General features: G+C 65.8%; 22 protein-coding genes. 11 read left to right on the top strand and 11 right to left on the bottom strand.

Going from position 1 to position 24793, the window contains the following annotated elements; genetic code table 11:
• Positions 1-24 precede the first annotated feature (24 nt).
• Positions 25-1317, top strand: coding sequence for a UDP-N-acetylglucosamine 1-carboxyvinyltransferase (gene murA / locus ACVWYQ_RS24185; RefSeq protein WP_036024088.1), 1293 nt, complete (start codon positions 25-27; stop codon positions 1315-1317).
• Between the two features lie 387 nt (positions 1318-1704).
• On the opposite strand, the gene ACVWYQ_RS24180 is transcribed toward murA, so the two are convergent.
• From ACVWYQ_RS24180 to ACVWYQ_RS24165, 4 genes are all read right to left on the bottom strand, one after another.
• A complete protein-coding gene (locus ACVWYQ_RS24180; RefSeq protein ID WP_157284907.1) occupies positions 1705-2148 on the bottom strand; it encodes a periplasmic heavy metal sensor in 444 nt (147 codons plus the stop codon).
• Complete coding sequence (locus tag ACVWYQ_RS24175) at positions 2145-2573, bottom strand: hypothetical protein (protein ID WP_456726449.1); 429 nt, start codon at positions 2571-2573, stop codon at positions 2145-2147. Before ACVWYQ_RS24175 ends, ACVWYQ_RS24180 begins: the two co-directional genes overlap by 4 nt.
• Positions 2570-3136 carry an RNA polymerase sigma factor gene (locus ACVWYQ_RS24170; RefSeq protein WP_275501917.1) on the bottom strand — a complete coding sequence of 189 codons (567 nt, stop codon included), beginning with the start codon at positions 3134-3136 and terminating at the stop codon, positions 2570-2572. The genes ACVWYQ_RS24175 and ACVWYQ_RS24170 overlap by 4 nt, the downstream gene beginning before the upstream one ends.
• Positions 3137-3215: 79 nt before the next feature.
• On the bottom strand, positions 3216-3926 hold the full coding sequence (locus tag ACVWYQ_RS24165; RefSeq protein ID WP_456726448.1) for an outer membrane protein: 711 nt from the start codon (positions 3924-3926) through the stop codon (positions 3216-3218).
• 176 nt (positions 3927-4102) lie between these two features.
• Between ACVWYQ_RS24165 and ACVWYQ_RS24160 the strand changes: the two genes are divergently transcribed.
• Positions 4103-5503: an MATE family efflux transporter gene (locus ACVWYQ_RS24160; RefSeq protein ID WP_456726447.1), complete on the top strand. Its 1401-nt coding sequence runs from the start codon at positions 4103-4105 to the stop codon at positions 5501-5503.
• Positions 5500-5988 carry a DUF2867 domain-containing protein gene (locus ACVWYQ_RS24155; RefSeq protein ID WP_456726446.1) on the top strand — a complete coding sequence of 163 codons (489 nt, stop codon included), beginning with the start codon at positions 5500-5502 and terminating at the stop codon, positions 5986-5988. The genes ACVWYQ_RS24160 and ACVWYQ_RS24155 overlap by 4 nt, the downstream gene beginning before the upstream one ends.
• 35 nt (positions 5989-6023) lie before the next feature.
• Here the strand turns inward: ACVWYQ_RS24155 and ACVWYQ_RS24150 are convergent, their stop codons facing one another.
• Together ACVWYQ_RS24150 and ACVWYQ_RS24145 are read right to left on the bottom strand one after the other, a co-directional pair.
• Positions 6024-6518, bottom strand: coding sequence for a septal ring lytic transglycosylase RlpA family protein (locus ACVWYQ_RS24150; RefSeq protein WP_338025329.1), 495 nt, complete (start codon positions 6516-6518; stop codon positions 6024-6026).
• Positions 6519-6830: 312 nt separating this feature from the next.
• Positions 6831-7946, bottom strand: a complete 1116-nt coding sequence (locus ACVWYQ_RS24145) for an FUSC family protein (protein ID WP_225186497.1) — start codon at positions 7944-7946, stop codon at positions 6831-6833.
• 117 nt (positions 7947-8063) lie between these two features.
• On the opposite strand from ACVWYQ_RS24145, the gene ACVWYQ_RS24140 reads away from it, so the two are divergent.
• On the top strand, positions 8064-9431 hold the full coding sequence (locus tag ACVWYQ_RS24140) for an MmgE/PrpD family protein (protein ID WP_456726445.1): 1368 nt from the start codon (positions 8064-8066) through the stop codon (positions 9429-9431).
• Between the two features lie 193 nt (positions 9432-9624).
• Here the strand turns inward: ACVWYQ_RS24140 and ACVWYQ_RS24135 are convergent, their stop codons facing one another.
• Together ACVWYQ_RS24135 and ACVWYQ_RS24130 are read right to left on the bottom strand one after the other, a co-directional pair.
• A complete protein-coding gene (locus ACVWYQ_RS24135; RefSeq protein ID WP_404545117.1) occupies positions 9625-11052 on the bottom strand; it encodes a serine hydrolase domain-containing protein in 1428 nt (475 codons plus the stop codon).
• A gap of 331 nt (positions 11053-11383) precedes the next feature.
• On the bottom strand, positions 11384-12439 hold the full coding sequence (locus ACVWYQ_RS24130) for a helix-turn-helix domain-containing protein (RefSeq protein WP_271541574.1): 1056 nt from the start codon (positions 12437-12439) through the stop codon (positions 11384-11386).
• 317 nt (positions 12440-12756) lie between these two features.
• Here ACVWYQ_RS24130 and ACVWYQ_RS24125 point away from each other — a divergent pair, with 317 nt between their 5' ends.
• Positions 12757-13674, top strand: a complete 918-nt coding sequence (locus tag ACVWYQ_RS24125) for a pirin family protein (RefSeq protein WP_271541573.1) — start codon at positions 12757-12759, stop codon at positions 13672-13674.
• Between the two features lie 62 nt (positions 13675-13736).
• A complete protein-coding gene (locus ACVWYQ_RS24120) occupies positions 13737-14651 on the top strand; it encodes a phosphoribosylaminoimidazolesuccinocarboxamide synthase (RefSeq protein WP_404545114.1) in 915 nt (304 codons plus the stop codon).
• A gap of 169 nt (positions 14652-14820) precedes the next feature.
• On the opposite strand, the gene ACVWYQ_RS24115 is transcribed toward ACVWYQ_RS24120, so the two are convergent.
• The gene (locus tag ACVWYQ_RS24115; protein WP_404545112.1) at positions 14821-16314 is read right to left on the bottom strand and encodes an NAD-dependent succinate-semialdehyde dehydrogenase; all 1494 of its coding nucleotides are present in this window, start codon (positions 16312-16314) and stop codon (positions 14821-14823) included.
• A gap of 159 nt (positions 16315-16473) precedes the next feature.
• Positions 16474-16794, bottom strand: a complete 321-nt coding sequence (locus ACVWYQ_RS24110) for a hypothetical protein (protein ID WP_100236193.1) — start codon at positions 16792-16794, stop codon at positions 16474-16476.
• Positions 16795-17140: 346 nt separating this feature from the next.
• Between ACVWYQ_RS24110 and ACVWYQ_RS24105 the strand changes: the two genes are divergently transcribed.
• Both ACVWYQ_RS24105 and ACVWYQ_RS24100 read left to right on the top strand, forming a co-directional pair.
• A complete protein-coding gene (locus tag ACVWYQ_RS24105) occupies positions 17141-18337 on the top strand; it encodes a serine hydrolase domain-containing protein (protein ID WP_404545110.1) in 1197 nt (398 codons plus the stop codon).
• 149 nt (positions 18338-18486) lie between these two features.
• Entirely contained in the window at positions 18487-20181 is a 1695-nt protein-coding gene (locus ACVWYQ_RS24100) for an AMP-binding protein (protein WP_404545107.1), read from the top strand.
• Between the two features lie 172 nt (positions 20182-20353).
• Here the strand turns inward: ACVWYQ_RS24100 and ACVWYQ_RS24095 are convergent, their stop codons facing one another.
• On the bottom strand, positions 20354-21355 hold the full coding sequence (locus tag ACVWYQ_RS24095; RefSeq protein ID WP_036002704.1) for an adenosine kinase: 1002 nt from the start codon (positions 21353-21355) through the stop codon (positions 20354-20356).
• A 124-nt stretch (positions 21356-21479) separates the two neighbouring features.
• Between ACVWYQ_RS24095 and murJ the strand changes: the two genes are divergently transcribed.
• The 3 genes from murJ to ACVWYQ_RS24080 all read left to right on the top strand — a co-directional run bounded on the left by murJ (position 21480) and on the right by ACVWYQ_RS24080 (position 24747).
• Complete coding sequence (gene murJ / locus ACVWYQ_RS24090) at positions 21480-23012, top strand: murein biosynthesis integral membrane protein MurJ (protein WP_271541562.1); 1533 nt, start codon at positions 21480-21482, stop codon at positions 23010-23012.
• Positions 23013-23093: 81 nt separating this feature from the next.
• Positions 23094-24146, top strand: a complete 1053-nt coding sequence (trpS, locus tag ACVWYQ_RS24085) for a tryptophan--tRNA ligase (protein ID WP_271541560.1) — start codon at positions 23094-23096, stop codon at positions 24144-24146.
• Positions 24147-24252: 106 nt separating this feature from the next.
• Entirely contained in the window at positions 24253-24747 is a 495-nt protein-coding gene (locus tag ACVWYQ_RS24080; RefSeq protein ID WP_271541558.1) for a universal stress protein, read from the top strand.
• Positions 24748-24793: the final 46 nt, after the last annotated feature.

The following is a 24793-nucleotide window of genomic DNA, read 5'->3' as shown; positions in this document are numbered from 1 at the left end:
ACTCAACAGGACAGCGAGAACCCCGTGGCGCCCATCCAATACATCGTCGAGGGCGGTCACCGGCTCTCGGGCTCGATCGAGCCGTCCGGCAATAAGAATTCGGCGCTACCGATCATCGCCGCCGCGCTGCTGACCGAGCATCCGGTCGTGCTGGAGAACGTGCCGCGGATCCGCGACACCGAGACGCTGGTCGAGCTGGTCCGCTCGGTCGGCGCGTCGGCCGAATGGTCCGCGCGCAACACGCTTCATATCCATGCCAAGAGCATCCGCGCCGCCGACCTCGACCCCGAGCTGTGCGTGCGTATTCGCGCCTCGATCCTGCTCGCCGGGCCGCTGCTCGCCCGCTGCGGCGAAGTGATGCTGCCGCCGCCGGGCGGCGACGTCATCGGCCGCCGCCGGCTGGACACGCATGTGCTCGCGCTGGAGCAGCTCGGCGCCAAGGTCACCGCGACCGACCGGCTCGAATTCCGCGCGCCAAAGCTCGCGGGCGCGGACGTGTTCCTGGACGAGCCGAGCGTCACCGCCACCGAGAACGCGCTGGTCGCGGCGGTCGCCGCCGACGGCATCACCTATTTGCGCAACGCGGCCTCCGAGCCGCATGTGCAGGACCTCGCCAATTTCTTGGTCGCGCTCGGCGCCAGGATCGAAGGCATCGGCACCAACACCATGATCATTCATGGTCAAGCGACGCTCGGCGGGACGACGTACCGGATCCAGCCCGACCACATCGAGGTTGGCTCGCTGATCGGGCTTGCCGCGGTGACGCGCTCGCCCTTGCGCATCGCGCGCGCGGGCGTCGAGCATCTGCGCTCGATCCGCATGGGCTTCGAGCGGCTCGGCATCGTCTGCCGGATCGAGGGCGACGACCTCATCGTGCCCTCCAATCAGACATTGAAGATCCAGGACGATTTCGGCGGCCATGTGCCCAAGCTGGAGGACCAGCCCTGGCCGGCCTTCCCCGCCGACCTGATGTCGATCGCCATCGTTACCGCCACGCAATGCGAGGGCGTGATCCTGATGTTCGAGAAGATGTTCGAATCCAGGATGTTCTTCGTCGACAAGCTGATCGCGATGGGCGCGCGCATCGTGCTGTGCGACCCGCACCGCGCCATCATCGCCGGCCCCAGCCGCCTGCACGGCGCCACGATGACCTCGCCCGACATCCGCGCCGGCATGGCGATGCTGCTCGCGGCCGTGTGCGCCGAGGGCACCTCGACGATCAACAACGCCGACCAGATCGAGCGCGGCTATGAGCGCATCGAGGAGCGGCTGAACGCGCTTGGCGCGAAGATCAAGCGCGTGCCGGAGCGGAGCTAACCTGGTCTATTTTGACGGATTCGCGTCGACGGCCTGTTTGCAGGCCCCGGACAAGCTCGCGTAATTGTCGCCGAGGCATTTGCGGATGCGGCCGCCCCCGGGCATGGTGCCGGCGCAGAACCGTGAATAGTCTGCCTTGCAGGCCTGCTTCGCCTCACTCCGCGCATCGCCTGCGGAGGCTTGCGAAAGAAACAGCACGAGAAGTGCGACCAGACTCGCGGCCGCAAGACCCGCACGCACGTAGACGGCCGTCCGATGCGAGAACCTCACCACTGGTCCGCTTGCCGTCCTGTCAAATCGTTGCACCATATCATCTCCACCAATTCGCAGACATCGATGTAGGTGATACGTCTGGACGGGCCGAATCCCTCGTTCACTCTGCGCGGCTCAGCGAAAATAGCCGCCGACGAGTTGTCGGCGTCCTTTCGCTGAAATTCGTTCCAGCATCTCGACGAAGGTCGAGACGACGAGGTCGCCAATCTTCACGCGCTTGTCGCGGGCATCCTTCACGGCTGCTTCCAGCTCGGCCTTGTCGAGATTCGTCTGCGCCGCCGTTTTCATCGCCTTCATCAATGCGAGCCGGTACTCGGCCTGGAGCGGAGCCAGCTCCGCCTCCTTGCCACGATAAATGCTCCACAGGATCTCCGCGTCTTCCGCCGGAAGTCTTTCGGCGACACGCTCGATCATGCGTAGCGGCACGGCTGCGCCCGGTCGAAAGCCGCCGGACAGCAGCCATTGCGCCGAGACATAGGTGAACAGCACGACGTTGACGCACAGCGACAGCAGCATGAGCGCCCGCCAGGGAGTGGACCATTCTCGCCAGAACTTCATTGCACCGATCCATAGCCGATTGCGTAGATGTCGAAGACGCCGCTCATGACGGACAGGGGGTCCGACGGCGCGTGGGCATAGGGCAGCGCTCCCGCCAGCCACACACCCACCATCACAGAGCAGGCGAGACTTGCGGCGGGAACGAGCGCCGGCCAGCGCAACAGGCGCTGATGCCATGCCGGCCGAGGCTGCTGCGGCACGGTGGCGAGCCTTTGCAGGACCAGAAAGCTCGACCGATCCGCCCGCGCCGTCTCGATCTCCGGGGCGACGGCAAGGAGCCGGTCGAGGCGCGACTGCTGGTCCAGGACCGCAGCGCCTTCCGCAGTCGCCGCAATCCGCCGCGCGGCCTCGCGCGTCGGCGCGGGCCAGCGCTCGACGTCACCTCCCCATGTCTCGGCCAATTGTCTGAACTGTTCGGGCGTCATACGTGGCTCCCCGTCTGCTGTATTTTCTGAACATTTGCCTTGAGCGCCGTGCGGGCGCGGCCCAGCAGCGATTCGAACGCCTTGGCGCTGAGATTCATCGCGTTCGCCGCCTCCTCACCGCTCAATCCCTCCATGTGGAAGAGGGCGATCGCGCCGCGCTGCCGGTCCGACAGGCCGGCCATCGCGCGGTTGAGAAGGCGAACCTCCTCATCGGCGATGAGCCGTTCGACGGCGTGCGGTCCCGAATCGGGCACATCGCCAGCGTCTTCGAGGGGCTGGAACGTTCGGCGCCGCGTGCGGTCGAACGTCAGGTTGAGGACGATGCGGTAGAGCCAGGTCGTGAATTTCGCAACCTCTGGGTCGAAAGAGGCTGCGTGCGTCCAGACACGCATGAACGCCTCCTGGCCGATGTCGTCGGCCTCGACCGGGTCGCGCACGATCCGCTCCGCGACCCGCAGCGCCCGAGGCATATGGCGCCGCATGAGGACGCGAAACGCGTGCTGCCGCTGCGCCGAAACCTCCGCCATCAAGGTCTCGTCCGATGGCTCTTCCATCACATCGATCTGTTGCTCTGGCCTGCGGACATCGTAGCCGAGAATTGCGAACCGATCCTACTAGGCGATAGCCGCCTCCAACCGAGCATCAAAAGCGCCAATAGACTCCGGCTCGTACTGTGTGCGTGTCGAGCCGGGACTCGCGCGCGCCGAACGTCGTCGCGCCGATCGTCTGGGCGGCCAGCGTCTTCGAGCCGTAATTGTCATAGAGATATTCGAGCCGGACCGAGGCCTGCGGTGCGAAGCGGAATTCCCCGCCCGCTCCGATCGACCAGCCGATCCGTGTATCGCTCCAGCTCGCAACGGCGCCGATCCCATTGTCGAACGCCTTGCTCTCGACGCCCGCGACGGCAAGGCCACCGGCGGCGAACAGCAGCGTGCGGTCGAAAGCATAGCCGATCCGTCCACGGAGGTGGCTGTTCCAATTGACCGCGGATTGAAGCTGCGTGACGGCGGGGGTCGGCGCAAAGCCGGTATCGATCGTCGCGCGCGCATCGACGAAGTTCACGTCGCCCTCGAGCCCGGCGACGATCCGGCCCCATTGCGCCGAGAAGCCCGCCGTTGCACCGACGATCGCGCCCTTCGGATCGACAAAGTGGAATTCACCCGTCGCCGGCAGCGAGATCTCGGAGCGGCCCGACAGATAGCCGGCCAGAACGCCGAAATAGGGCCCCGCCCAGCTCAGCAGGGCTGCCGACGCCGCATGCGGGGGCGGCGCTGCGGGCAGCCTCAGGTCGGCCGCTGCAGCGGCGCCGGCACTCAGGATGGCAGAACCGATGAACAGCGCGGCGAACGTCAATCTAAATCTCGTTATCATGCTCAATTTCCAATGTGAGACCGGCCCAGATTCGCCGCACATGACGAATACGGCGCAACCCGACCTTTCCTTCGCCTGAGCCCGCCTTTTTTTCAGCGGCACCCGCCCTCACATTTCTTTGCCGTTACTTCGCCGATCGAGGCTGCTATGTCCCCGGCATGACCGAGCTTTTGGATACCAAACGGCGGTACCGGGCACGCCTGGACGCACGGCGGAACCACCTTGCCGAAGAATTCATCGAGACGCTGCGCCTCGCTGTGCCGCTGATGCTGACGCAACTCGGGCAGATCGCGATGATCACGACCGATCTTGCGATGATCGGGCGGCTCGGCGAGGAGGCGGTGGCCGCGGCGGCGCTGGCCCATACGGTCTATTTCGTCAGCTTCACGTTCGGGCTCGGATTGACGTCCGCAGTGTCGCCGCTGGCGGCGCAGGCGTTCGGCGCCGGCGACGTCAGGCGCATTCGCCGCTCCTTGCGCGTCGGCCTATGGGCCGCGCTGCTGATCTCGCTGCCGATGATGGCCTCGCCGCTCTATGGCGAGCAGATCTTGCTCGCACTCGGTCAAACACCGCACTCGGCCGCGCTGGCGCAGCACTATCTGAACGGCCTGGCCTGGGGGATCGCACCGGCGCTCGGATTCATCGCGCTGCGCAGCATGATGAGCGCGGTGAACCGGCCGCAGGCGCCGCTGTGGATCACGCTGGCGGCGATCCCGGTCAATGCCGCGCTGGTCTATGCCCTGATCCACGGCCTGTTCGGCCTGCCCGAGCTCGGCCTGTTCGGCGCGGGGCTTGCGACCACGCTGGTCAATCTCGGCACCTTCCTCGCCGCGCTCGCGATCGCCGGGTTGCGCAAGCCGTTCGCGGACTATCGTCCGCTCGCCCACCTCTGGCGGATCTACTGGCCCTTGATGCGCCAGCTGATCGCGATCGGCGCGCCGATCTCGTTCTCGCTGCTGCTGGAATATGGCCTGTTCTCCTCGGCCGCGCTGCTGATGGGCTTGATCTCGACCACCGCGATCGCCGCGCACCAGATCGCGCTCCAGATCACCGCCGTGCTGTTCATGGTGCCGCTCGGCATCGGCATGGCGGCGACGGTACGAGTCGGTCATGCCTTCGGCCGCAATGATCCGGCGGCGGTGAAGCGCGCAGGGCTCGTCGCAGCCGTGCTCGGCCTCGCGCTGGTCTCCGCGCTGACGATCGCCATCGTGATCGGTCGCTATCAGCTCGGCCGGCTGTTCTTCGGCGGCGGCAGCGAAAGTGCGGCCACCGTCGAGCTGACGGCAACGCTGCTGCTGGTCGGGGCCAGCTTCTTCATCGCCGACGGCCTGCAGACCATCATGGGCGGCGCGCTGCGCGGCATCAACGACACCAAGATGACGCTGCTGTTCGCCGCGATCGGCTATTGGGGTGTCTCTTTTCCCATCGGCTGGTTGCTGGCGTTCCACACAGGGCTGGGCGCGGTCGGCGTCTGGATCGGATTCTCGATCGGCACGTTCGTCTATGCCGGGCTCCTGATCTTGCGCTTCCGGATGCTGACGCGCAAAATGGCGGGATGATCGGGACGGTCCGCGAAGTCGCGCCTGAAGTCGATGCCGATGCGCTGCTCGGCGGCGCGCAGTTCATCGACGCGTTTTGCGTGGACATCGGCGCCGCAGCGGTGAATGCCCGCAAGGCCTGCACGAGAATGGTGCTGAACGGGCCGCGCTGGATCGACGCGTTGCTGCGGCTGCGCAACATTCTGGTGAGGCCGTTCGGGCTGAAGACATCGGGCGAAGGCGCGCCGGCCCCACGCGGCATGATCGGCCTGTTTCCGGTGCTGAGCGAGACGCCGGAGCAGCTGGTCGCAGGCTTCGACGATTCGCACCTCGACTTCCGCATCGTCATCGACGTTTCAGGCGATGCCGCGAGCCGGCAGGTGACCTCGACCACGCTGGTGCGCACGCACAACCGGCTCGGCCGGACCTATCTTGCGCTGATCATGCCCTTCCACAAGCTCGTGGTCCGCAACATGATGGGACGGATCGTGGAGTCTGTCCGATGAACTGTGCGGGCCGACATTGAACGAACACGCCGTGTTCAGCCCACCGGCCCTGGAGTCCAATTGTCGCCCGCGAGCGGACTGACTTTCACGTCAGGAATGACGCCGAGGTCCATGCTCGGATCGAAATGGCGCATCGTCCGTTCATTGAAGTCGATGATGCGGCCAGGTCTTAATGGCCCGACGTCGTTGATCTTGACGATGACCTTCTTGCCCACGGCCTCGACGAGAGCATATTTCGGCCTCGCGCCAAATCCGACTCCACCGAATTTCCGGCGCAAGCTCGTCTTGATGGCGGCGGTCCAGGCAGAGGGATCATAACGCTCGCCGGAGGCCGTCTGCGGACCGCCCTCCTCCTTGCCAGGCTTGAACGGATTGTAGGTGGACGCCGCGCCAATGATCGCATCGCCGGAGGCGGCATCGACGACGGCACTTGAGTGATCCCCACGCGTTTCACTTCGAGCAACGGCAACAGAGAAGGCAAGCGTAACCAGGGCGCCGCAAATTGCGGCGCTCGAGCGGAAGAGCATCATGAGTCCTGTGATTTTTTAGATTGTCCGGTTCCAGAACCGCACACGTGGTCAAGCGAACGCAGCAGCGCTCATGAACTTGCCGATCGTTTTGCGGATGCGAGCCAACCCTTGGCTACGGAACCGTTGTGAGAACCGGAGTGGTCTCACGTCGTGTTTAGCTTCTCGCCGATTAAGACAGAAAATGCGTCAGCAACATGACCCGATGGAACCTCGTGCGTGGAGCGACTCAGAGCCGCAGACCGCCGATCACCGCCGCGCTTCGCACACGCGCATTACTGTCGAAAGCCGACGTTGACGACGACGCGCCCGAACTCACTCCGCAACGCGTGCGGTTTTATCTGTCGAGGCCTCCGACCATTCGCCGACGACGCGGTCGAGGTCGCCGAGATTCTGGTGCATCTGCTCCAGGGAGAAGCCGAGCGCGAAGAAGCGCTCGGCGGTGTCGCTGGGGTGACCGCGGATCAGGCCATCCTGACGGACGGACGCGACGGCCTCGGCGTAGTGCTGGAGCGCGACATGGACGGGATGGATCGGCGGCGCGCCGGCGCCCTCGCGCAAAGCGCCAGCGGCCGAGCGGAGGAAGCGGGCGATCACGGTCGACACTTCCGACAGGGGCGCTGCCAGCCGCAATTGCACTTCCACCGGCAGCGGCACCACCGTGGCGCGGCCGATCATCACGACGTCATGGCGCAGCCGCAGGATCGTTCGCAGCAATGGGCCGGTGTCCGGACCGCTCGACAAGCGCGCCGCGCGCTCACGCTCGGCTTCGGAGCCGATCGCATTCAGATTGACCATCGCGGTGCCGATGCCGTCCTGGATCCGGTGCAGCGCGTCGTTGTCGCGGCCGCGCGTGAGGCCTGCCAGCAGCTCGGCGAGGGCATCGGCGATCAATTCGAGCAGAACCGCCGCGCTGGCGCGGATCTGCCGCACCGCGCGCGAGGGCAGCACCAGGAAGGAGACCAACAATCCCGTGACAGCGCCGACACCGACCTCGCTGACCCGATCGATCGCCGAGGTCAGGGGATCGGCATGATGCAGGGTCGGAACCAGGAGCACGATCACGGCGGTGACAGTGGCGGCGCTGAGGCTCGGATTGATCGCGGCGATGAAGGCGAGCGGGGCGACGGAGAGGACCAGCAGGCCGAGCAGGCCCGCCTCGCTGGAATAGGGAATCAGGATGGCGATGGCGCCGCCATAGAGGGCTCCACCGATGGTGCCGAGCATGTAGTCGCGCGTCGCCTTCAGCGAGCGGCCGACGCTCATCTGGGTCACGATCAGCGAGGTCAGCACCGCCCAGAGCGGCAGCAGCAGATGCAGCGCGGTCGCGATCGCATAGGCCGCGGTCGCGGCGACGGTGACCCGGATCGCCAGCCCCAATTGCGTCCGCCGCGCTCGAATCCGGTCGAACAGCTGCCTTGCGCGCGTCATGCGGAATATCCCGATCCTTTTCGCCTAAGCAAAAGCATGGCTGATCCCCGCCGACGCAAGGCCGCTTGAAAGGCCAAATCAGCCCGCCTAACTTGCGCGCCAAATCGAGGAAACACGATGGCTCACGAAACCGCAACGCTCGCCGCCTATGTCTTCAATCTCAAGTACCAGGATATTCCGGCGGAGGTGCTGAAGCGCGCCAAGGTACTGACGCTGGACTTCCTCGGCAGCGCCATCAGGGCGCGGCGCGAGGCGGAATCGACCCCGTCGATGCTGAAGATGCTGGAGGCGCTGGCGCTCGACACCAAGGGTGAGTCCACCGTGTTCGGCGATACCAAGACCTGGACGCCGGCGGTCGCGGCGCTGCTCAACGGCGCGCTCGGCCACTCCCTCGATTTCGACGACACCCATGCCGATTCCTCGCTGCATCCGAGCGCACCGGTGGTGCCGGCCGCCTTCGCCGTCGGCGAGATGGTCGGCGCCTCCGGGCGCGACGTGCTGACGGCGATCGTTGCCGGTTACGAGGTGTGCTGCCGGCTCGGCAATGCGCTCGATCCGACCTCGCATTACGCGCGCGGCTTCCACCCGACGGCGACCGCCGGCACTTATGGAGCGGCTGCGGCGGCCGGAAAACTGTTCGGCCTGAGCGAGAAGCAGCTGATTGCAGCATTCGGCGTTTCCGGCAGCCAGGCCGCGGGCTCGCTGCAATTTCTGGTCAACGGCGCCTGGAACAAGCGCTACCAGGTCGGCGCCGCCGCGATGAACGGCGTGATCGCCGCGACGCTCGCGCGCAACGATTTCGTCGGTGCGACGGAATCGGTCGAGGGCAAGCACGGCCTGCTCGCCGGCTACACCGACGATGCGCATCCGGACAAGGCGGTCGCCGAGCTCGGCAAGACCTATGAGACCATGAAGATCGGCGTGAAGCCCTATCCGAGCTGCCGCTACACCCATGCCGCGATCGACGCGCTGATCGCGATGCGGCGCGAGCACAATCTGACGCCGGAGCAGGTCAAGCGCGTCGAGATCGGCCTGCACCGCAACGGCATCACGCTGACCGGCGATGCCGCGACCAAGCGGCACCCGCGCTCGATCGTCGGCGGCCAGTTCTCGATGTTCTTCACCGGCGCACTCGCGCTCGACCAGGGCTCGTTCGGCTGGGACGATTACAACCGTCTCGGCGACGCCGCCATCGACGCACTCGCCGACAAGTTCGACGTGGTGCAGGACGACCGGCTCGAGATCGGCCGCACCCATCCGTTCGGCGCGCGCGTGAGCATCACCACGGACGACGGCGTGCACGAGCGGCTCTACGCCGATCCGTCCGGAGAGCCGACCTCGTTTCCGGATACGCAGGCGATGCAGCAGAAGTTTTTGACGCTGGCCCGTCCCGTGCTGAACGAGCGCGCGGAGAAGTTCGCGGATGCGATCATGACCCTGGAGCGGTTCGACCGCGTGGCGCAGGCGACGGAATTGGGGAGGTAAGAGCTAGAGCCGCAGCCGCTTCTTACCCTCCACTGGAGGGGGAGGGTCGGCACGCGATCGAGCGAAGCGAGATTGCGTGACGGGGTGGGGTGATCTCTCCACTCGGGCACTGTTCGTCGCTGAGAGACCGTCACCCCACCCCGCTCGCGCTGCGCGCGATCGACCCTCCCCCCAGGGGAGGGTAAGAGGCGTCTTAATCCTCTCCCGCCAGCTTCCCCTTCTCGCGCGTTGCTGCCACGACATCCCGCACCAACTCGAACACGCCGTCGGCTTGCGGCGGTGCGTTTGGGGAACGTCCGAGCCGCACGATCACCAGCTGCTCCGACGGGACCACGATCGCGTACTGCCCGATCGTGCCCTTGGCGAAGAAGGCATCGCGCGGCCAGCCGTGCTCCACGCGAAAATTTGCGCCAAAGCTGTCGCCGCGGTTGGTCCAGAAACCGGCGCCGATGCCGACCCAGGCATTCGGCGTGGCCGTCGCCGAATAGTTCACCCACCCTTCCGGCAGGATGCGCTTGCCGCCGGCGACGCCGTCATTGAGATAGAGCTGGCCGAAGCGCGCCCAGTCGCGGGCGGAGGCGAGCATCTCGCTCGACCCTTCGATCGTGCCGGCGCCGTCGAGCTGGAGCACCACATTCCGCATGCCGAGCGGGGCGAACAATTCGCGGCGCGCAAAGCGCAGCGCGTCTTGCGGTGTGCCGCCGGTCGCATCACGGATCAGACGCGAGAGAATGAGGGTGTTGCCGTCGTGATAATTCCATGCGGTGCCGGGCGCGGTTGCGAGCGGCATGCTTTCGGCATAGGCGGCCATGTCCTTCTCGGCGAATTTCATCCGGTTGACCGGCTCGAAGGCGGAGCCGAGCGAGGCCTGCAGCGAGCTGCCGAGCGCAAGGCCCGCGGTGTGGCGCAGCAGCTGATCGACATTGATGGCATGGCGCGGATCGTCGGGATCTTTCCAGGCGGCGACCGGTGCGGGGCCGTCGAGCTTCAGCTTGCCCTGGCGCACCAGCACGCCGATCAGCGCCGAGACCACCGACTTGGTCATGGAGAAGCCGAGCAGCGGCGTCTCGGGGCCGATGCCGTCGGCGTAGCGTTCGGCGACGACGCGGCCGGCCTTCATCACGACGATGGCGCGGGTGCGGCGGTAAGGCGGTTGAGCGGGCTCGGCGAAGGCCCGGTCGAGCGCGGCGCCGAGCTCGGGGCTCTGCGGCGGCACGATCGCGGGGCCGGCGATCGCGGGAAGCAACGCGGGCCGCTTGTCGTCAGGCAGCGGCTCGACGGAGGCAATGCCAGCGCCGTGCTCGAGCGTGCAGCCGAGGCCCTCGCGATACATGGCATGGCTGCGGCCGAGGCCGAACAGCGTCACCGTGACATCCTTGCGGACGCGGTCGACCCTGTACTCCATCGCCCAGTCGATCAGACTCGCTCCTGGCATGGCATCCGTGGTCTCGGCGAAGTTGCGCCTGGGATCGAGGCCGGAGACGAACGTCTCGGCGCACAGGATATCGGCGACGAAGCCGGTCGCGACCTTCGGCACGTCGCGAGCCCGGGCCGCGCCGAGCGCGAGGCCGGCTGCGGCGATCGCGGAGGCAATGAGGAGGATCTTGCGGCGGCGGGTCACGGGCGTTCTCCGGCTGGGGCGTATGCCGGGGAGGAAGCGGGATGCGGATGGGGGATGCTCGCCGGATTTGGAAAAGGGGTTAGTTGAAATCGGGGCGGGCTGGCCGATTTTGGAATAAGCGAGCTATTTCAGAGTGATACGAAAGTGAGACAGCGATGGGTCTGCTCTCTCTCCCCGTTCTTACGGGGCCGCGACGAGCTTCGCTCGCGCTGAGAGGGTTGGGGTGAGGGGCTCTCTCCCCAGACGAGTTCGTCGTGAGACCTGTTCCCCCTCACCCGGATCGCAAGAGCGATCCGACCTCTCCCCGCAAGCGGGGAGAGGTAAAGAAGGATCACGCCGCACTCGTCTTCAACCGCCGGTACTCGGTCGGCGTCACGCCTGTCACCGCCTTGAAGGCGCGGTTGAATGGTCCCAGCGACTGGAAGCCGGCGTCCATGGCGATGGTGATGACGGGGACCTCGGCCTGGGAGGGATCGGCGAGCGCGGCCTTGGCTTCCTCGATGCGGTGGTTGTTCAGGAATACATTGAAATTGCGATAGCCGAGCCGCTGGTTGATCAGCCGGCGCAGCCTGTATTCGGGAATCTTCAGCCGGCCCGCCAGCACACCGATGGTGATGTTCTCCTGGCGATAGATCCGCTCGTCCGCCATCAGGCGCATCAGGGCATCGATGAGTTTCTTGTCGGAGTCCTCGGCCAAAGGCTGGATCGGCGCGATCGCCGGTGCGGGCTCTGGCCCAATCGGAAACAGATCGGCGCCATCGACGCGCAACATGGCGTAGGCGATCGCGGCAACGATGCAGGCGAGCACGCCGGTATTGATCGTGTCGGCGACATCGCCCACGCTGAAGGCAACGAGGATCTGGAGCAGCGCATTCGACCCGCCATAGAGTGCGGCGGCGCAGACGATGACGACGCGCAGGCGGCGGCGGCGCTCGACCAGATCGGCGGACCACGATCCGATCGTCTGCGCCACCGCGAGCGCGATGAAGCCGAGCACGATCAGGTTCACTGCCGTCACGGAGAACCGCGCGTTGCCGCCCGGCGCGATCCAGAGACACCCGACCAAGCTGAAGGCGGTCACCGCGGCCCAGATCAAACCATGCCACCAGCGTAGCCCAAAGTCGTCGTCGAACAGCGCGCGCGTGAACAGCCAGAACACGACGATGTTGCCGGTCGACAGTGCAATCAGCGGCGCGTGCCAGATCGGAACGGGCGACGACACGCCGATGGAATAGCTCGCGGCATGCGCCGCCGAGCCTAACGCGAAGACGGCGCCGAGGCGGGCTGCCAGCACATGACGGAGGCCGGAGACAAGCGAGGCCGCGAGCACAAGCAGCAGCGCGACGCTGGCAGCGCGGAAGGCGAGCTCGGTTGCGGTAAGGGTCATCGGCTGGGTCGAACGGTCGCAGTTGAAGGCAGCCGAACATCGTTCGTCAGGCTCGCTTTTTCAAGGTCCATCCGCATGCAAGGGCTAGCGGCGGCATCCACAGCTGTCATCGCCCGGCTTGACCGGGCGATCCAGTACTCCGAGACGGCAGCGGTTGAATCGATGGGCTGCGGCGTACTGGATGCCCCGGTCAAGCCGGGGCATGACAGCGGAGTATGTAGGCTATCGCAGCTGCGACGTCGGGCGCTCGCTTTGTCGCGACGCTGATGTGAAAGTCTGCTACCGTCGCGTCCAACAAAGCCAAAAGGAGTCCACTCATGAGCTGGCAGCCCTCGAACGATCCCGTGCTCGGCGATCCCATGTCCTGCGATGCGCTCGATCTCGTCATCGTGCCGCGCACACGCGATCTCGGTGACGGGTTCGCGGTGCGGCGGGCGTTGCCGCACGGCAAGCGGCAGATGGTCGGGCCGTTCATCTTCTTCGACCATTTCGGACCGGTGCAGTTCGTCTCCGGCAAGGGCATGGACGTGCGGCCGCATCCACATATCGGGCTCGCCACCGTCACTTATCTGTTCGACGGCGCAATCATGCATCGCGACAGCGAGGGCAACGTCCAGGAGATCGCGCCGGGCGCGATGAACCTGATGACGGCCGGGCGCGGCATCGCGCATTCCGAGCGCACGCCGGACGCGCAGCGCGCCTCGGGACAGAAGATGCTCGGCCTGCAAAGCTGGATCGCGCTGCCGGCGGGCTCCGAAGAGATCGCGCCGTCGTTCCAGCATTATGCGGCAGGCGATTTGCCGATGATTTCCGAGCGCGACTTCACCGCGCGGGTGATCGCGGGCTCCGCCCTCGGCATCACCTCGCCGGTGTCGATGGTCTCGCCCTGGTTCTACACCGAGGTCACGGCGGTGGCAGGCGCGAGCGTGCCGCTGGATCCGGACCATGAGGAGCGCGCGATCTATGTCGTCGACGGCGAGGTCGAGATCGCGAACGAGCGCTACGAAGGGCCGCGCCTGCTGATCTTCCGGCCCGGCGACCGCATCACCGTGAAAGCCCTGAAGGCCACGCGAATGATGTTTCTCGGCGGCGATGCGCTGGAGGGCCCGCGCCACATCTGGTGGAATTTCGTCTCCTCCAGCAAGGAGCGGATCGAGCAGGCCAAGCAGGACTGGAAAACCGGCCGCTTCGCCGCAGTTCCGCAGGAACACGAGTTCATTCCGCTGCCGGAATAGGCTAATCCGGTGTCCGGCCGCACAACGAATGCGGCTGGATTCCCTGTGCGAAGGCTTTGCCGATGACCACCATGCTCTCCAGCGACCTGCCGCTTGCCAAGATCGGACGCGGCAAGGTGCGCGATATCTACGCTGTCGACGACGACCGCCTGCTGCTCGTCACCACCGACCGCATCAGCGCCTTCGACGTGGTGATGGGCGAGACCATCCCGATGAAGGGCGCGGTGCTGACGCAGATCAGCGCGTGGTGGTTCAATGAGCTCGAAGGCGTGGTGCCGCATCACATGATCAGCGCCGACACCGACGCGATCGTCGCGGCCGTACCGGCGTTGAAACCGCATCGCGCGGAGATCCTTGGCCGCGCCATGCTGTGCAAGCGCACCACCGTGTTTCCGATCGAATGCGTGATCCGCGGCTATCTCTCAGGCTCCGCCTGGAAGGAATATGCTGCCAGCGGAACGCTCGCGGGCGAGACGCTGAAGGCTGGCCTCGTCGAGAGCGAGAAGCTGGAGCCGGCGATCTTCAGCCCGGCGACCAAGGCCGAGAGCGGCCATGACGAGAACATCACCATCGCGAAGATGCGCGCCGTGGTCGGCGACGAGGTCGCTTACACGCTGGAGAGCATGACGCGCGCGATCTACACGCTCGGCGAGGAGCTCGCCCGCGAGCAGGGCATCATCATCGCCGATACCAAGTTCGAGTTCGGCCGCGACAAGGACGGCCGCATCATCTTGATCGACGAAGTCATGACGCCGGACTCGTCGCGCTTCTGGGCGTTAGATGCCTACAAGCCGGGTCAGCCGCAGGCGAGCTTCGACAAGCAGCCCTTGCGCGACTATCTCGACGTCGAACGCCGCGCCGGCCGCTGGAACGGCGACGCCCCGCCGCCGCCGCTGCCGGCCAGCGTGGTGGACGCGACCAGCAAGCGGTACCTGGAAGCGTATCGGCGCGTGACGGGGAATGAGCTGAAGATTTAGGCCCGACTGTCGCGTCTCGCTTCGTCATTGCGAGCGCAGCGAAGCAATCCAGAGTCTTGCCGCGGAGGGATTCTGGATTGCTTCGCTCCGCTCGCAATGACGTGGAGAGGCCGGGAGCCCCTCTCCACCATTTCTGCCTGGCTCGCGTTCGCGAAGAGGACGGCGGCTCTCACACCCCCGCCATCATCACGTATTTGATCTCGACATATTCTTCCATGCCGTGACGCGAGCCTTCGCGGCCCAGGCCGCTTTCCTTGACGCCGCCGAAGGGCGCGACCTCGGTGGTGATGAGGCCGGTGTTGACGCCGACCATGCCCGATTCCAGCGCCTCGGCGACACGCCAGACCCGGCCGATATCGCGGGAGTAGAAGTACGAGGCGAGGCCGAAGGGCGAGGCGTTGCACATCGCGATGACGTCCGCCTCGTCCTTGAAGCGGATCACGGGTGCGAGGGGGCCGAAGGTCTCCTCCTGCGACACCAGCGAGTCAGGCTTGACGTCGGCCAGCACCGTCGGCTCGAAGAAGGAGCGGCCGAGCTCGCTGCGCTTGCCGCCGGTGACGACCTTGGCGCCGCGCTTGACGGCATCGGCAATGTGGCGCTCGACCTTGTCGACCGCCTTCATGTTGATCAGCGGGCCTTGCGTGACGCCGCCTTCGGTGCCGTCGCCGATCTTCATCGCGGCGACCTTCTTCGACAGCTTCTGCACGAACTCGTCGTAGATCTTGTCCTGGGCGTAGATGCGGTTGGCGCAGACGCAGGTCTGGCCCATGTTGCGGTATTTCGAGACGATGGCGCCTTCGACCGCGGCGTCGATGTCGGCGTCGTCGAACACCACGAACGGCGCGTTACCGCCGAGCTCGAGGCCGAGCCGCTTCACGCCGACCGAGGCCTGCTGGTAGAGGATCTTGCCGACGGCGGTCGAGCCGGTGAAGCCGACGAAACGCACGGCCGGATGCTCGCACAGCACCTTGCCGATCGGCGGCGCATCGCCCGTGATGATGTTGAGCACGCCCTTGGGGACGCCGGCCCGCTCGGCGAGCACGGCCAGCGCCAGCGCCGACAGCGGCGTCTCGTTGGCGGGCTTGAGCACCACCGTGCAGCCGGCCGCCAGCGCCGGCGACACTTTGCGCGTGATCATCGAGTTCGGGAAATTCCACGGCGTGATCGCACCGCAGACGCCGATCGGCTGCTTGATGGCGAGCAGGCGCGCATCGGCGCGCTGGGTCGGGATGGTCTCGCCATAGACGCGCCTCGCTTCCTCGGCGAAGAACTCGATATAGGCCGCGCCGATATCGACCTCGCCGAGCGCCTCGGTGAGCGGCTTGCCCTGCTCGGAGGTGAGGATCAGCGCGAGGTCCTCGCGATTGGCCGTGATCAGCTCGAACCATTTCCGCAGGATGTTGGAGCGCTGCTTGGCGGTGTGCTTTGCCCAGGCCGGAAAGGCGCGCTCGGCGGCTTCAACCGCCCGGGTGGTGTCGTCGGCACCAAGCTGCGGCACCTTGGCGAGCTCGACGCCGGTGGCGGGATTGTTGACAGGGAAGACCGGCGTGCCGACCCAGGCGCCGTCGATGTAGCAGGCCTCCTTCAGCAGCGATGGGTCCTTCAACCGGTCGCGCAGAGTGGCGGTGGCTTGCGAGGCGCGTGCGGCGGCGGTCGGTGTCATGGCGTTTCTCCCTGGGCGATCGGATCGGCCGCAATATAGGGACAGACGGTACGCAATGCACCGCCCGGCAACGCACATCTGCTGGGAGTTAAGCTGAGGGCCGCTGGTCCTTCACCTCTCCCCGGCGGGGAGAGGTGAAGCACCACCGCCGCGGAAGGATCAGGCCGCGCCGCTCATATAGGTCTCGCGGCGTCCGATCATGCGTTCGGCCGCGGCCTTGGCGTCCGCCTTCGTGGAGGTCGCGCAGGTCCGGTATTCCAGATCGGGAACGTGGGAGGTGTCGCGACGGCCGAACCACGACTTCGAGCCAACCGGCAGCAGCGCCAGCGCCTGCGCCAGATTGTCGACGGCGCCGAAGGAATAGAGCGCGCCGGTGCCGGCGATGCGGACCTCGTAAATGCCGGGCGAAATCGGCGCCTCCAGATTCTCGCCTCGTCCGGCACGGGGATAGCGTTTCCATTCGCTCCAGGTCGAAATCATCTGAGGTCCCCCTCGCCGCCCATCCACGGCCGGCACATTTGCATCAAGTCTTAACGGCTCGTCGATCGGGCCGGGTGCTGAACGCGGCAGCTCACGAAATGTTTCAGGGGTTCGAAAACCACGAAGCATATCGCGAGAAACCCATCCAAGGTGAGGCGAGACACGCCGATCCACCGCAGATTGTAAAAGAGCGTGCGCGCTCAGCCTCGTTGTCGTCCTGCGTTGGATCAAGACCGTCAAGTCACGACATCGCGACCGGTGCAGGTACATAGATGGCGCTTGCCGCGCCGGAGATCCGGGAAGACAATCGATCACTTCCAACAATAATCAAACCCGAGGAAACGCCATGCAAAGCCAAGCCCAGATCGATGAGATTCTGCGTCAGAAGAGCGAGACCAAGGAGATTCCGGGCGTCGTCGCCATCGCGGCCAGCGGTCAAGACGTGCTGTATCAGGGTGCGTTCGGCAAGCGCGATCTGTCCAAGCCCGATCCGATGACCGCCGACAGCGTGTTCTGGATCGCATCGATGACGAAGGCGGTGACCACAGCGGGCGCCATGCAGCTGGTCGAGCAGGGCAGGCTGTCGCTGGATGCGCCGATCGGCGATGTCTTGCCGGAGCTCGCCAATCCGCAGGTGCTCGAAGGCTTTGACGCCAAGGGCGAGGCGAAGCTGCGGCCGGCCAAAGGACCGATCACGCTGCGCCAGCTCATGACCCACACCGCCGGCTTCTGCTACAACATGTGGAACGGCGATCTCGCGGTCTATCTGGACAAGAACGGCATTCCCGCCATCACCACCTGCCAGAACGCGGCATTGAAGACGCCGATCATGTCCGACCCCGGCACGCGCTGGGAGTACGGCACCAACATCGATTTCGTCGGCAAGGCCGTGGAGGCCGCCAGCGGCAAGCGGCTCGACGCGTACCTGCGCGACAATCTGTTCGCGCCGCTCGGCATGCGCGACACCGCTTTCAAGATCAGCGACGACATGCGCAAGCGCCTGGTCGGCATGCATGCGCGCGGCGAGGACGGCCAGCTGGCAGCGATCCCGTTCGAGCTGGAGCAGGAGCCTGAATTTCACATGGGCGGCGGCGGGCTCTATTCGACGGCGGCCGACTACATCAAGTTCACCCAGATGATCCTCAACAAGGGCCGCGGCAACGACAATCAGGTGCTGAAGGCCGACACGATCGCCATGATGAGCCAGAACCAGATGGGCGATCTCAACATGACCAAGATGACGACGGCGGCGCCGATGTACACCAACGACGTCGATCTCTATCCGGAGCAGGTGAAGAAGTGGGGCCTCAGCTTCATGATCAACACCGCCAAGACCGCCGAGGGCCGCAGCGCCGGCAGCCTCGCCTGGGCGGGCCTCGCCAACACCTATTACTGGATCGACCCGGCGCGAGACGTCACCGGCGTCATCCTGATGCAGCTGCTGCCGTTCGCGGACGCGAAATGCCTGGAGGCGTTCGCAGGCTTTGAGCGCGGCGTTTATGCCGGGCTCGATGCTGCCGGAAGCGGGCAGAAGGCGGCGTGACTCGTCAACCTCTCACCTGACCTCATGGCCGGGCTTGTCCCGGCCATCCACGTCTTGCCACGCGGCACAAAGAACGTGGATGCCCGGGACAAGCCCGGGCATGACGACGGGTAGAGTGTGCCGATCATCACTGACGAAAGGATTTCGACTTGGCGGACAAAGCGGACAGCTACGTTTGCGGCATCTCGGACGCGCCGCTGCTCGGCGACACGATCGGCCGGAGTCTCGACCAGGCCGCGCAGCGCTGGGGCAATCGCGAAGCGCTGGTCTCGCCCAGCCACGGCGTGCGATGGGCCTGGTCGGAATTCGCGGAACGGGTTGATGCGCTTGCCGCCGGCTTTCTTGCGCTCGGGCTCGAGCGGGGCCAACGGATCGGCATCTGGTCGCTGAACCGGCCGGAATGGACGCTGACCCAGTTCGCCGCCGCCAAGGCCGGCCTGATCCTAGTGACGATCAATCCTGCCTATCGCCTGAGCGAGCTGGAATTTGCCCTTCGCAAGGTCGGCTGCGCGGCGATCGTCACCGCGACGGCGTTCAAGACCAGCAACTACATGGAGATGCTCAACACGCTATTGCCGGAGCTGTCATCCGCCAGGCCCGGACAGCTGCAAGCGGCACGGCTGCCGGCCCTCCGCAATGTCATCCAGATCGGCGGCCCGGCCGCCCCGGGCACGATTGCCTTCGACGAGGTCGCGCGCATGGGCGGCGACCGGCACCGTCAGCAATTGGCCGCGCTCGGCCAGGAGTTGCAGTTCGACGATCCCGTCAATATCCAGTTCACCAGCGGCACGACCGGATCACCCAAGGGCGTGACGCTAACCCACCACAACATTCTCAACAACGGCTATTTCGTCGGCCGCGCGATGCGCCTCACCGAGAAGGATCGCATCTGCATTCCGGTGCCGCTCTATCATTGCTTCGGCATGGTGATGGGCAACCTTGCCTCCGTGACGCTCGGCGCCGCGATGGTCTATCCCGGCGAGGGTTTTGACCCGCTCGCGACGCTGCGCACGATCGAGCTGGAGAAATGTACGGCGCTCTACGGCGTGCCGACGATGTTCATCGCCGAACTCGATCACTCCGAATTTGCCGGCTTCGACCTGACATCGCTGCGCACCGGCATCATGGCCGGCGCGCCCTGCCCGATCGAGGTGATGAAGCGCGTCAACACCGAGATGAACATGCGGGAGGTCACCATCGCCTATGGCATGACCGAGACCAGCCCCGTCAGCTTCCAGAGCGCGGTGGACGATCCGCTGGAGCGCCGCGTCTCCACGGTCGGACGTATCCATCCGCATGTCGAGGTCAAGATCGTCGATCTCGAGGGCAGGATCGTGAAGCGCGGCGAACGCGGCGAGCTGTGCACCCGCGGCTACAGCATCATGCTGGGTTATTGGGAAGAGAAGGAGAAGACGGCCGACGTGCTCGACGCGAACGGCTGGATGCACACCGGCGATCTCGCCACCATCGACGACGATGGTTATTGCAACATCGTCGGCCGCATCAAGGACATGGTGATCCGCGGCGGCGAAAACCTCTATCCGCGCGAAATCGAGGAGTTTCTGTATCGTCACCCCAAGATCCAGGACGTGCAAATCTTTGGCGTCGCAGACACCCGCTACGGCGAAGAACTCTGCGCCTGGATTCGCGTCAGAGCGGGCGAGCAACTGACGGCTGAGGAAGTGCGCGCCTTCTGTGAAGGCCAGATCGCCCACAACAAGATCCCGCGCTACGTCGAATTCGTCGACGAGTTTCCGATGACCGTGACCGGAAAGATCCAGAAATTCCTGATGCGCGAGGCAGTCGAGCAGCGTTTGGGATTGAAGGCGGCGAAGACGGCGTGAGTTGTCGAACACTCGCGCAACACTGACGGTGTCATTCCCCGCGGAAGCGGGGAATCCAGTACGCCGCGGCTTTTTCGTAACCCGCTGATGCTTCCGGAATACTGGATCGCCCGCCTTCGCGGGCGATGACACCGGAGAATGAGGATCGCAATGACGGCGTGAGAGCGGGACCTTAACCTGTCAACCCGCGCTGCTCGGCCAGCTCCTTCAGCGACACCAGCGGGCGGGCGCCGATGTGCTGGATGACTTCGGCGGCGGCGAGCGCGCCGAGCTCGCCGCACTGCTTGTAGCCGAAGTTGCGCGCGAGGCCGTAGAGGAAGCCGGCGGCGAAGAGATCGCCGGCACCGGTGGTGTCGACCACCTTCTCGACCGGGAAGGCCGGCGCGGCGACCGCGTCTTCCGACGACACCACCATGCAGCCCTTCTCGCTGCGGGTGACCACACCGAGATTGACGTCGTTGCGCAGCTGCTTCAGCGCGGTGTCGAAATCCGAGGTCATGTAGAGCGAGTGCAGCTCGGACTCGTTGGCGAACACGATGTCGACGGTGCCGCCCCGCATCAGCGAGAGAAACTCGTCGCGATAGCGATCGACGCAGAAGGAATCCGAGAGCGTCAGCGCCACCTTGCGCTTGGCGTCATGGGCGATCTTGGCCGCCTTGACGAAGGCCTCCTTGGCGTTCTTGGGGTCCCAGAGATAGCCCTCGAGGTAGACGATGCCCGCGCCCGCAATCTCGGCCGGATCGATGTCGGCGGGCGACAGGTCCTGCGCCGCGCCGAGATAGGTGTTCATGGTGCGCTCGCCGTCGCCGGTGACCAGGATGTAGGAGCAGCCGGTGGCGGGGCCGTCCTTGGCAGCGGGCGTGTTGAAGGCGACGCCGGCGGCGCGAATGTCGTGCACGTAGAGCTTGCCGATCTGGTCGTCCTTGACCTTGCCGACATAGGCGGCGCGCGCCCCCAGGCTGCCGATGCCGACGATGGTGTTGGCCGCAGATCCGCCCGAGACTTCCGTGGCCGGACCCATGTCCTTGTAGATGGCCGCCGCGCGCGCCTCGTCGATCAGCGACATGCTGCCCTTCGCCATGCCATGCTTGGCCAGAAAGGCCTCGTCGGTCCGAACCAGCACGTCGAACAGCGCGTTGCCGATGCCGAGAACGTCATATTTCACGTCAGCCATTCACCTTGATCCTGTTTGCCGGATTGCGATCTAACCGGAAATCCGCTTCCTGTCGGCCTGAAATCCAAGCTCGCGGCCTATCACGACCGGGCCTTGGCGGGCAAGCAACGGTATTTTCGAGAGCATGATCCGCTCCTTCCTGACCGTCTCGACGGGAACGCTGGCCTCGCGCCTGCTGGGTTTTGCCCGCGATTCCCTCATTGCGGCGCTGCTCGGCACCGGCGCCGTGGCGGATGCGTTTCTGGCGGCGTTCCAGCTCGTCAACGTGGTGCGGCGGCTGCTCAGCGAGGGCGCGCTGAACGCGGCGCTGATCCCTGCCTGGCTGCGGGTGCGGGACCGCGACGGGGTGGCGGAAGCCGCGGCGTTCGCCGGGCGCGTGCTCGGCACGGTCAGCGCGGCCCTGATCGCGAGCTCGATCCTGATCGCGTTGTTGATGCCGCTGATCATGACGGTCATCGCGCCGGGATTCCTCGGCAGTGGCACGCTCGATCTCGCGGTTCAGAACGCGCGGCTGATGCTGCCTTACCTCGCCTTCGCCGGTCCCGTCACCGTGCTGATGGGGCTTCTCAATGCGCAGGGGCGCTTCGCGCTGACGGCGTTCTCGCCACTGCTGTTCAACATTGCGCTGATCGCGGCGATCGTGATGCTGCTGGTCTGGCATGCAGACGCCGGCTTCGCCGCGTGGATCCTGGCGGCGACGGTCGGCCTGGCCGGCCTGCTGCAATTGCTGATGCTGCTGTCGCGGCGAAGCGCGCGCCTGGCGACACCGCTGCGCGCCAGTTTCGACAAGGAGATGCGCGGCTTCTTCGCCAAGGCGATCCCCGGCATGATCGCAAGCTCGGGGCCGCAATGGCTGATGGTGGCGGGTGCGATCATCGCGTCCGCAACGCCGTCCGCCGTGTCCTGGCTCTATTTCGCCAACCGCTTGATCGAGCTGCCGCTCGGCATCGTCGGCGTCGCCATGGGCACCGTGCTGGTGCCGGAGCTGACGCGCGCCGTCGCTAGCTCCGATCGCGACGCGGTGGCGCATGCCGAATCCCGCGCGCTCGAGCTTGCCGCCGGGCTGGCGCTGCCGGCCACCCTCGGCCTGATCGTGCTGGCCGAACCGATCGTGCGGCTGTTGTTCGAGCATGGCGCGTTCGGTGCGGAGGACAGCGCGGCCACCGCGCGCTCGCTGATGTGGCTGGCGCTGGGCCTGCCGGCTCATGTGCTGATCAAGGCGCTGTCGCCGGCGTTCTATGCCCGCAGCGACACGGTGACGCCGCTGCTCGCGACCGCCAAGGGCTTCGTGGTGACGGTCGTGCTCGCGATTCTGCTCGGCCATCTCCTTGGCGCGAGCGGTATCGCGGCTGGTATCGCGGCCGGCGCCTGGAGCAGCGCGCTCTCCTTGATCCGGAAGGGCACGGCCGCGTTCGGCTTCTCGATCGATGCGAGTGCCCGCACGCGATTGCCGCGGATCGTGCTGGCCGCGATCGCCATGGGCGCCCTGCTCTGGCTGACAACGGGTCTGGTGCCTGCCGGCGCCCATGGGCTCATCCACTTCATTGCGCTGGGTGTACAGATCGTGGCCGGGATCGCCGTCTACGGCTTGCTGCTGCAAACCGTCGGCGCCGCCTCCTGGCGTGAGGCGGTTAACGCGTTGAAACGGCCCGGCTAAACCGCGAGCCCGGCGAAAGACCCTTGACGGGGCAGCGCCGCTGTTGGAAACGACGGCCGAATACCTATGGGAAGGCTGACCATGCCATTCGTTGAACGGGTCTTTTCGGGCGTCCAGCCGACGGGCAATCTCCACCTCGGCAATTACCTCGGCGCCATCGTCAACTTCGTGAAGATGCAGGAAACCCACAATTGCATCTATTGCGTCGTCGACATGCACGCGATCACGCAAGGGGTGGACGTCTGGGGCGGGCCGGTCGAGCTCGCGCGCAACACCCGGGAGGTGACCGCCGCGTTCATCGCGGCCGGCATCGACCCGAAGAAGCACATCGTGTTCAACCAGAGCCAGGTCTCCGGCCATGCCGAGCTCGCCTGGATCTTCAACTGCGTTGCGCGCATGGGCTGGCTCGGCCGCATGACCCAGTTCAAGGAGAAGGCCGGCAAGGACCGCGAGAACGCCTCGGTCGGTCTATTCGACTATCCCGTGCTGATGGCCGCCGACATTCTGCTCTACCGCGCCACCCACGTTCCCGTGGGCGAGGACCAGAAGCAGCATCTCGAGCTTTCGCGCGACATCGCGCAGAAGTTCAACAACGACTTCGGCGACTCGATCCGCGCGCAGGGCGTCAATGACGGGCTGTTCTTCCCGCTGCCGGAACCCTTGATTACGGGTCCGGCGACGCGCGTGATGAGCCTGCGCGACGGCACCAAGAAGATGTCGAAGTCGGACGCCTCCGACAATTCGCGCATCAACCTCACCGACGATGCCGACACCATCGCGCAGAAGATCCGCAAGGCGAAGACCGATCCGGAGCCGCTGCCGACGGAAGAGAAAGGCCTGGAAGCGCGGCCCGAGGCCGACAATCTCGTCGGCATCTTCGCCGCGCTGTCCGGCCGCTCCAAGGCGGACGTGCTGCGCGAATTCGGCAACGGCCAGTTCTCCAGCTTCAAGAACGCGCTGGCAGAGCTGTGCGTGACAAAGCTCGCGCCGATCGCCGGCGAGATGAAGCGCCTCGTCGCCGACCCCGGCCATATCGACGCGATCCTGAACGAGGGATCCGATCGGGCGCGCGCGATCGCCGACGAGACCATGAAGCTCTCCAAGGACATCGTTGGCTTCATCCGCCGGCGCTAGGGCGCGCTTCACGATACCGGCTGGCGCCACGGCGCCGGCCGCTTCGCCCCTCCCAAACATCGCGGGAGTGTGGCAGCATGCTCCCCGTGCACAATCCGGGACATGCATGACCAGCAAGCGACTTTGCTACGAGCCGGGTCACAAGCCCAAATGCCTCGTCATCGTCGACGACAGCGCCGAATGGGATCGCGCCGTCTATTACGCAAGCCGCTGGGCGATCCGCGCCGGCGGCGGCGTGGTGATGCTGCGCATCATCGAGCCGGAGCAGCAGAGCCAGGAATGGTTGGGGGTGGCCGACATCATGCGCGCCGAAGCGCAGGAAGCCGCCGAGGCCGCACTCGACCGCGCCGCCGGGCGCGCCAACGGCATCGCTGCGATCACGCCGGAGCGGGTGATCCGCGAGGGCAGCGCGATGGAACAGCTGCTCGCAGTGATCGACGAGGACCCCGATATCGCCATGCTGGTGCTCGCCGCCAATCCTGGCGCGGAGGGGCCCGGACCCCTGGTCTCGCTGCTCGCAAATGCGCTCGGCACCTTCCCGGTGCCGGTGACGATTATCTCGGGCGCGCTGAGCGACGAAAGCGTGGATTCGCTGTCGTAGACGGCTCTGCCGGTGGGTTACTCGTCATGCCCGGGCTTGTCCCGGG

This window comes from Bradyrhizobium sp. USDA 3397 (genome assembly GCF_054060965.1).
Note: the sequence above shows the minus strand (reverse complement) of the source record. Positions and strands in the feature narration are given on the sequence as shown.

Coding starts and splice junctions, on each gene's coding strand:
- ACVWYQ_RS24150 (WP_338025329.1), bottom strand. CDS start 6,518: ATGATGCTCTTCCGCTCGAGCGCCGCAATTTGCGGCGCCCTGGTTACG.
- ACVWYQ_RS24160 (WP_456726447.1), top strand. CDS start 4,103: ATGACCGAGCTTTTGGATACCAAACGGCGGTACCGGGCACGCCTGGAC.
- ACVWYQ_RS24095 (WP_036002704.1), bottom strand. CDS start 21,355: ATGGCTGACGTGAAATATGACGTTCTCGGCATCGGCAACGCGCTGTTC.
- ACVWYQ_RS24145 (WP_225186497.1), bottom strand. CDS start 7,946: ATGACGCGCGCAAGGCAGCTGTTCGACCGGATTCGAGCGCGGCGGACG.
- trpS (WP_271541560.1), top strand. CDS start 23,094: ATGCCATTCGTTGAACGGGTCTTTTCGGGCGTCCAGCCGACGGGCAAT.
- ACVWYQ_RS24080 (WP_271541558.1), top strand. CDS start 24,253: ATGACCAGCAAGCGACTTTGCTACGAGCCGGGTCACAAGCCCAAATGC.
- ACVWYQ_RS24125 (WP_271541573.1), top strand. CDS start 12,757: ATGAGCTGGCAGCCCTCGAACGATCCCGTGCTCGGCGATCCCATGTCC.
- ACVWYQ_RS24155 (WP_456726446.1), top strand. CDS start 5,500: ATGATCGGGACGGTCCGCGAAGTCGCGCCTGAAGTCGATGCCGATGCG.
- murJ (WP_271541562.1), top strand. CDS start 21,480: ATGATCCGCTCCTTCCTGACCGTCTCGACGGGAACGCTGGCCTCGCGC.
- ACVWYQ_RS24130 (WP_271541574.1), bottom strand. CDS start 12,439: ATGACCCTTACCGCAACCGAGCTCGCCTTCCGCGCTGCCAGCGTCGCG.
- ACVWYQ_RS24140 (WP_456726445.1), top strand. CDS start 8,064: ATGGCTCACGAAACCGCAACGCTCGCCGCCTATGTCTTCAATCTCAAG.
- ACVWYQ_RS24115 (WP_404545112.1), bottom strand. CDS start 16,314: ATGACACCGACCGCCGCCGCACGCGCCTCGCAAGCCACCGCCACTCTG.
- ACVWYQ_RS24175 (WP_456726449.1), bottom strand. CDS start 2,573: ATGACGCCCGAACAGTTCAGACAATTGGCCGAGACATGGGGAGGTGAC.
- ACVWYQ_RS24105 (WP_404545110.1), top strand. CDS start 17,141: ATGCAAAGCCAAGCCCAGATCGATGAGATTCTGCGTCAGAAGAGCGAG.
- ACVWYQ_RS24120 (WP_404545114.1), top strand. CDS start 13,737: ATGACCACCATGCTCTCCAGCGACCTGCCGCTTGCCAAGATCGGACGC.
- ACVWYQ_RS24110 (WP_100236193.1), bottom strand. CDS start 16,794: ATGATTTCGACCTGGAGCGAATGGAAACGCTATCCCCGTGCCGGACGA.
- ACVWYQ_RS24180 (WP_157284907.1), bottom strand. CDS start 2,148: ATGAAGTTCTGGCGAGAATGGTCCACTCCCTGGCGGGCGCTCATGCTG.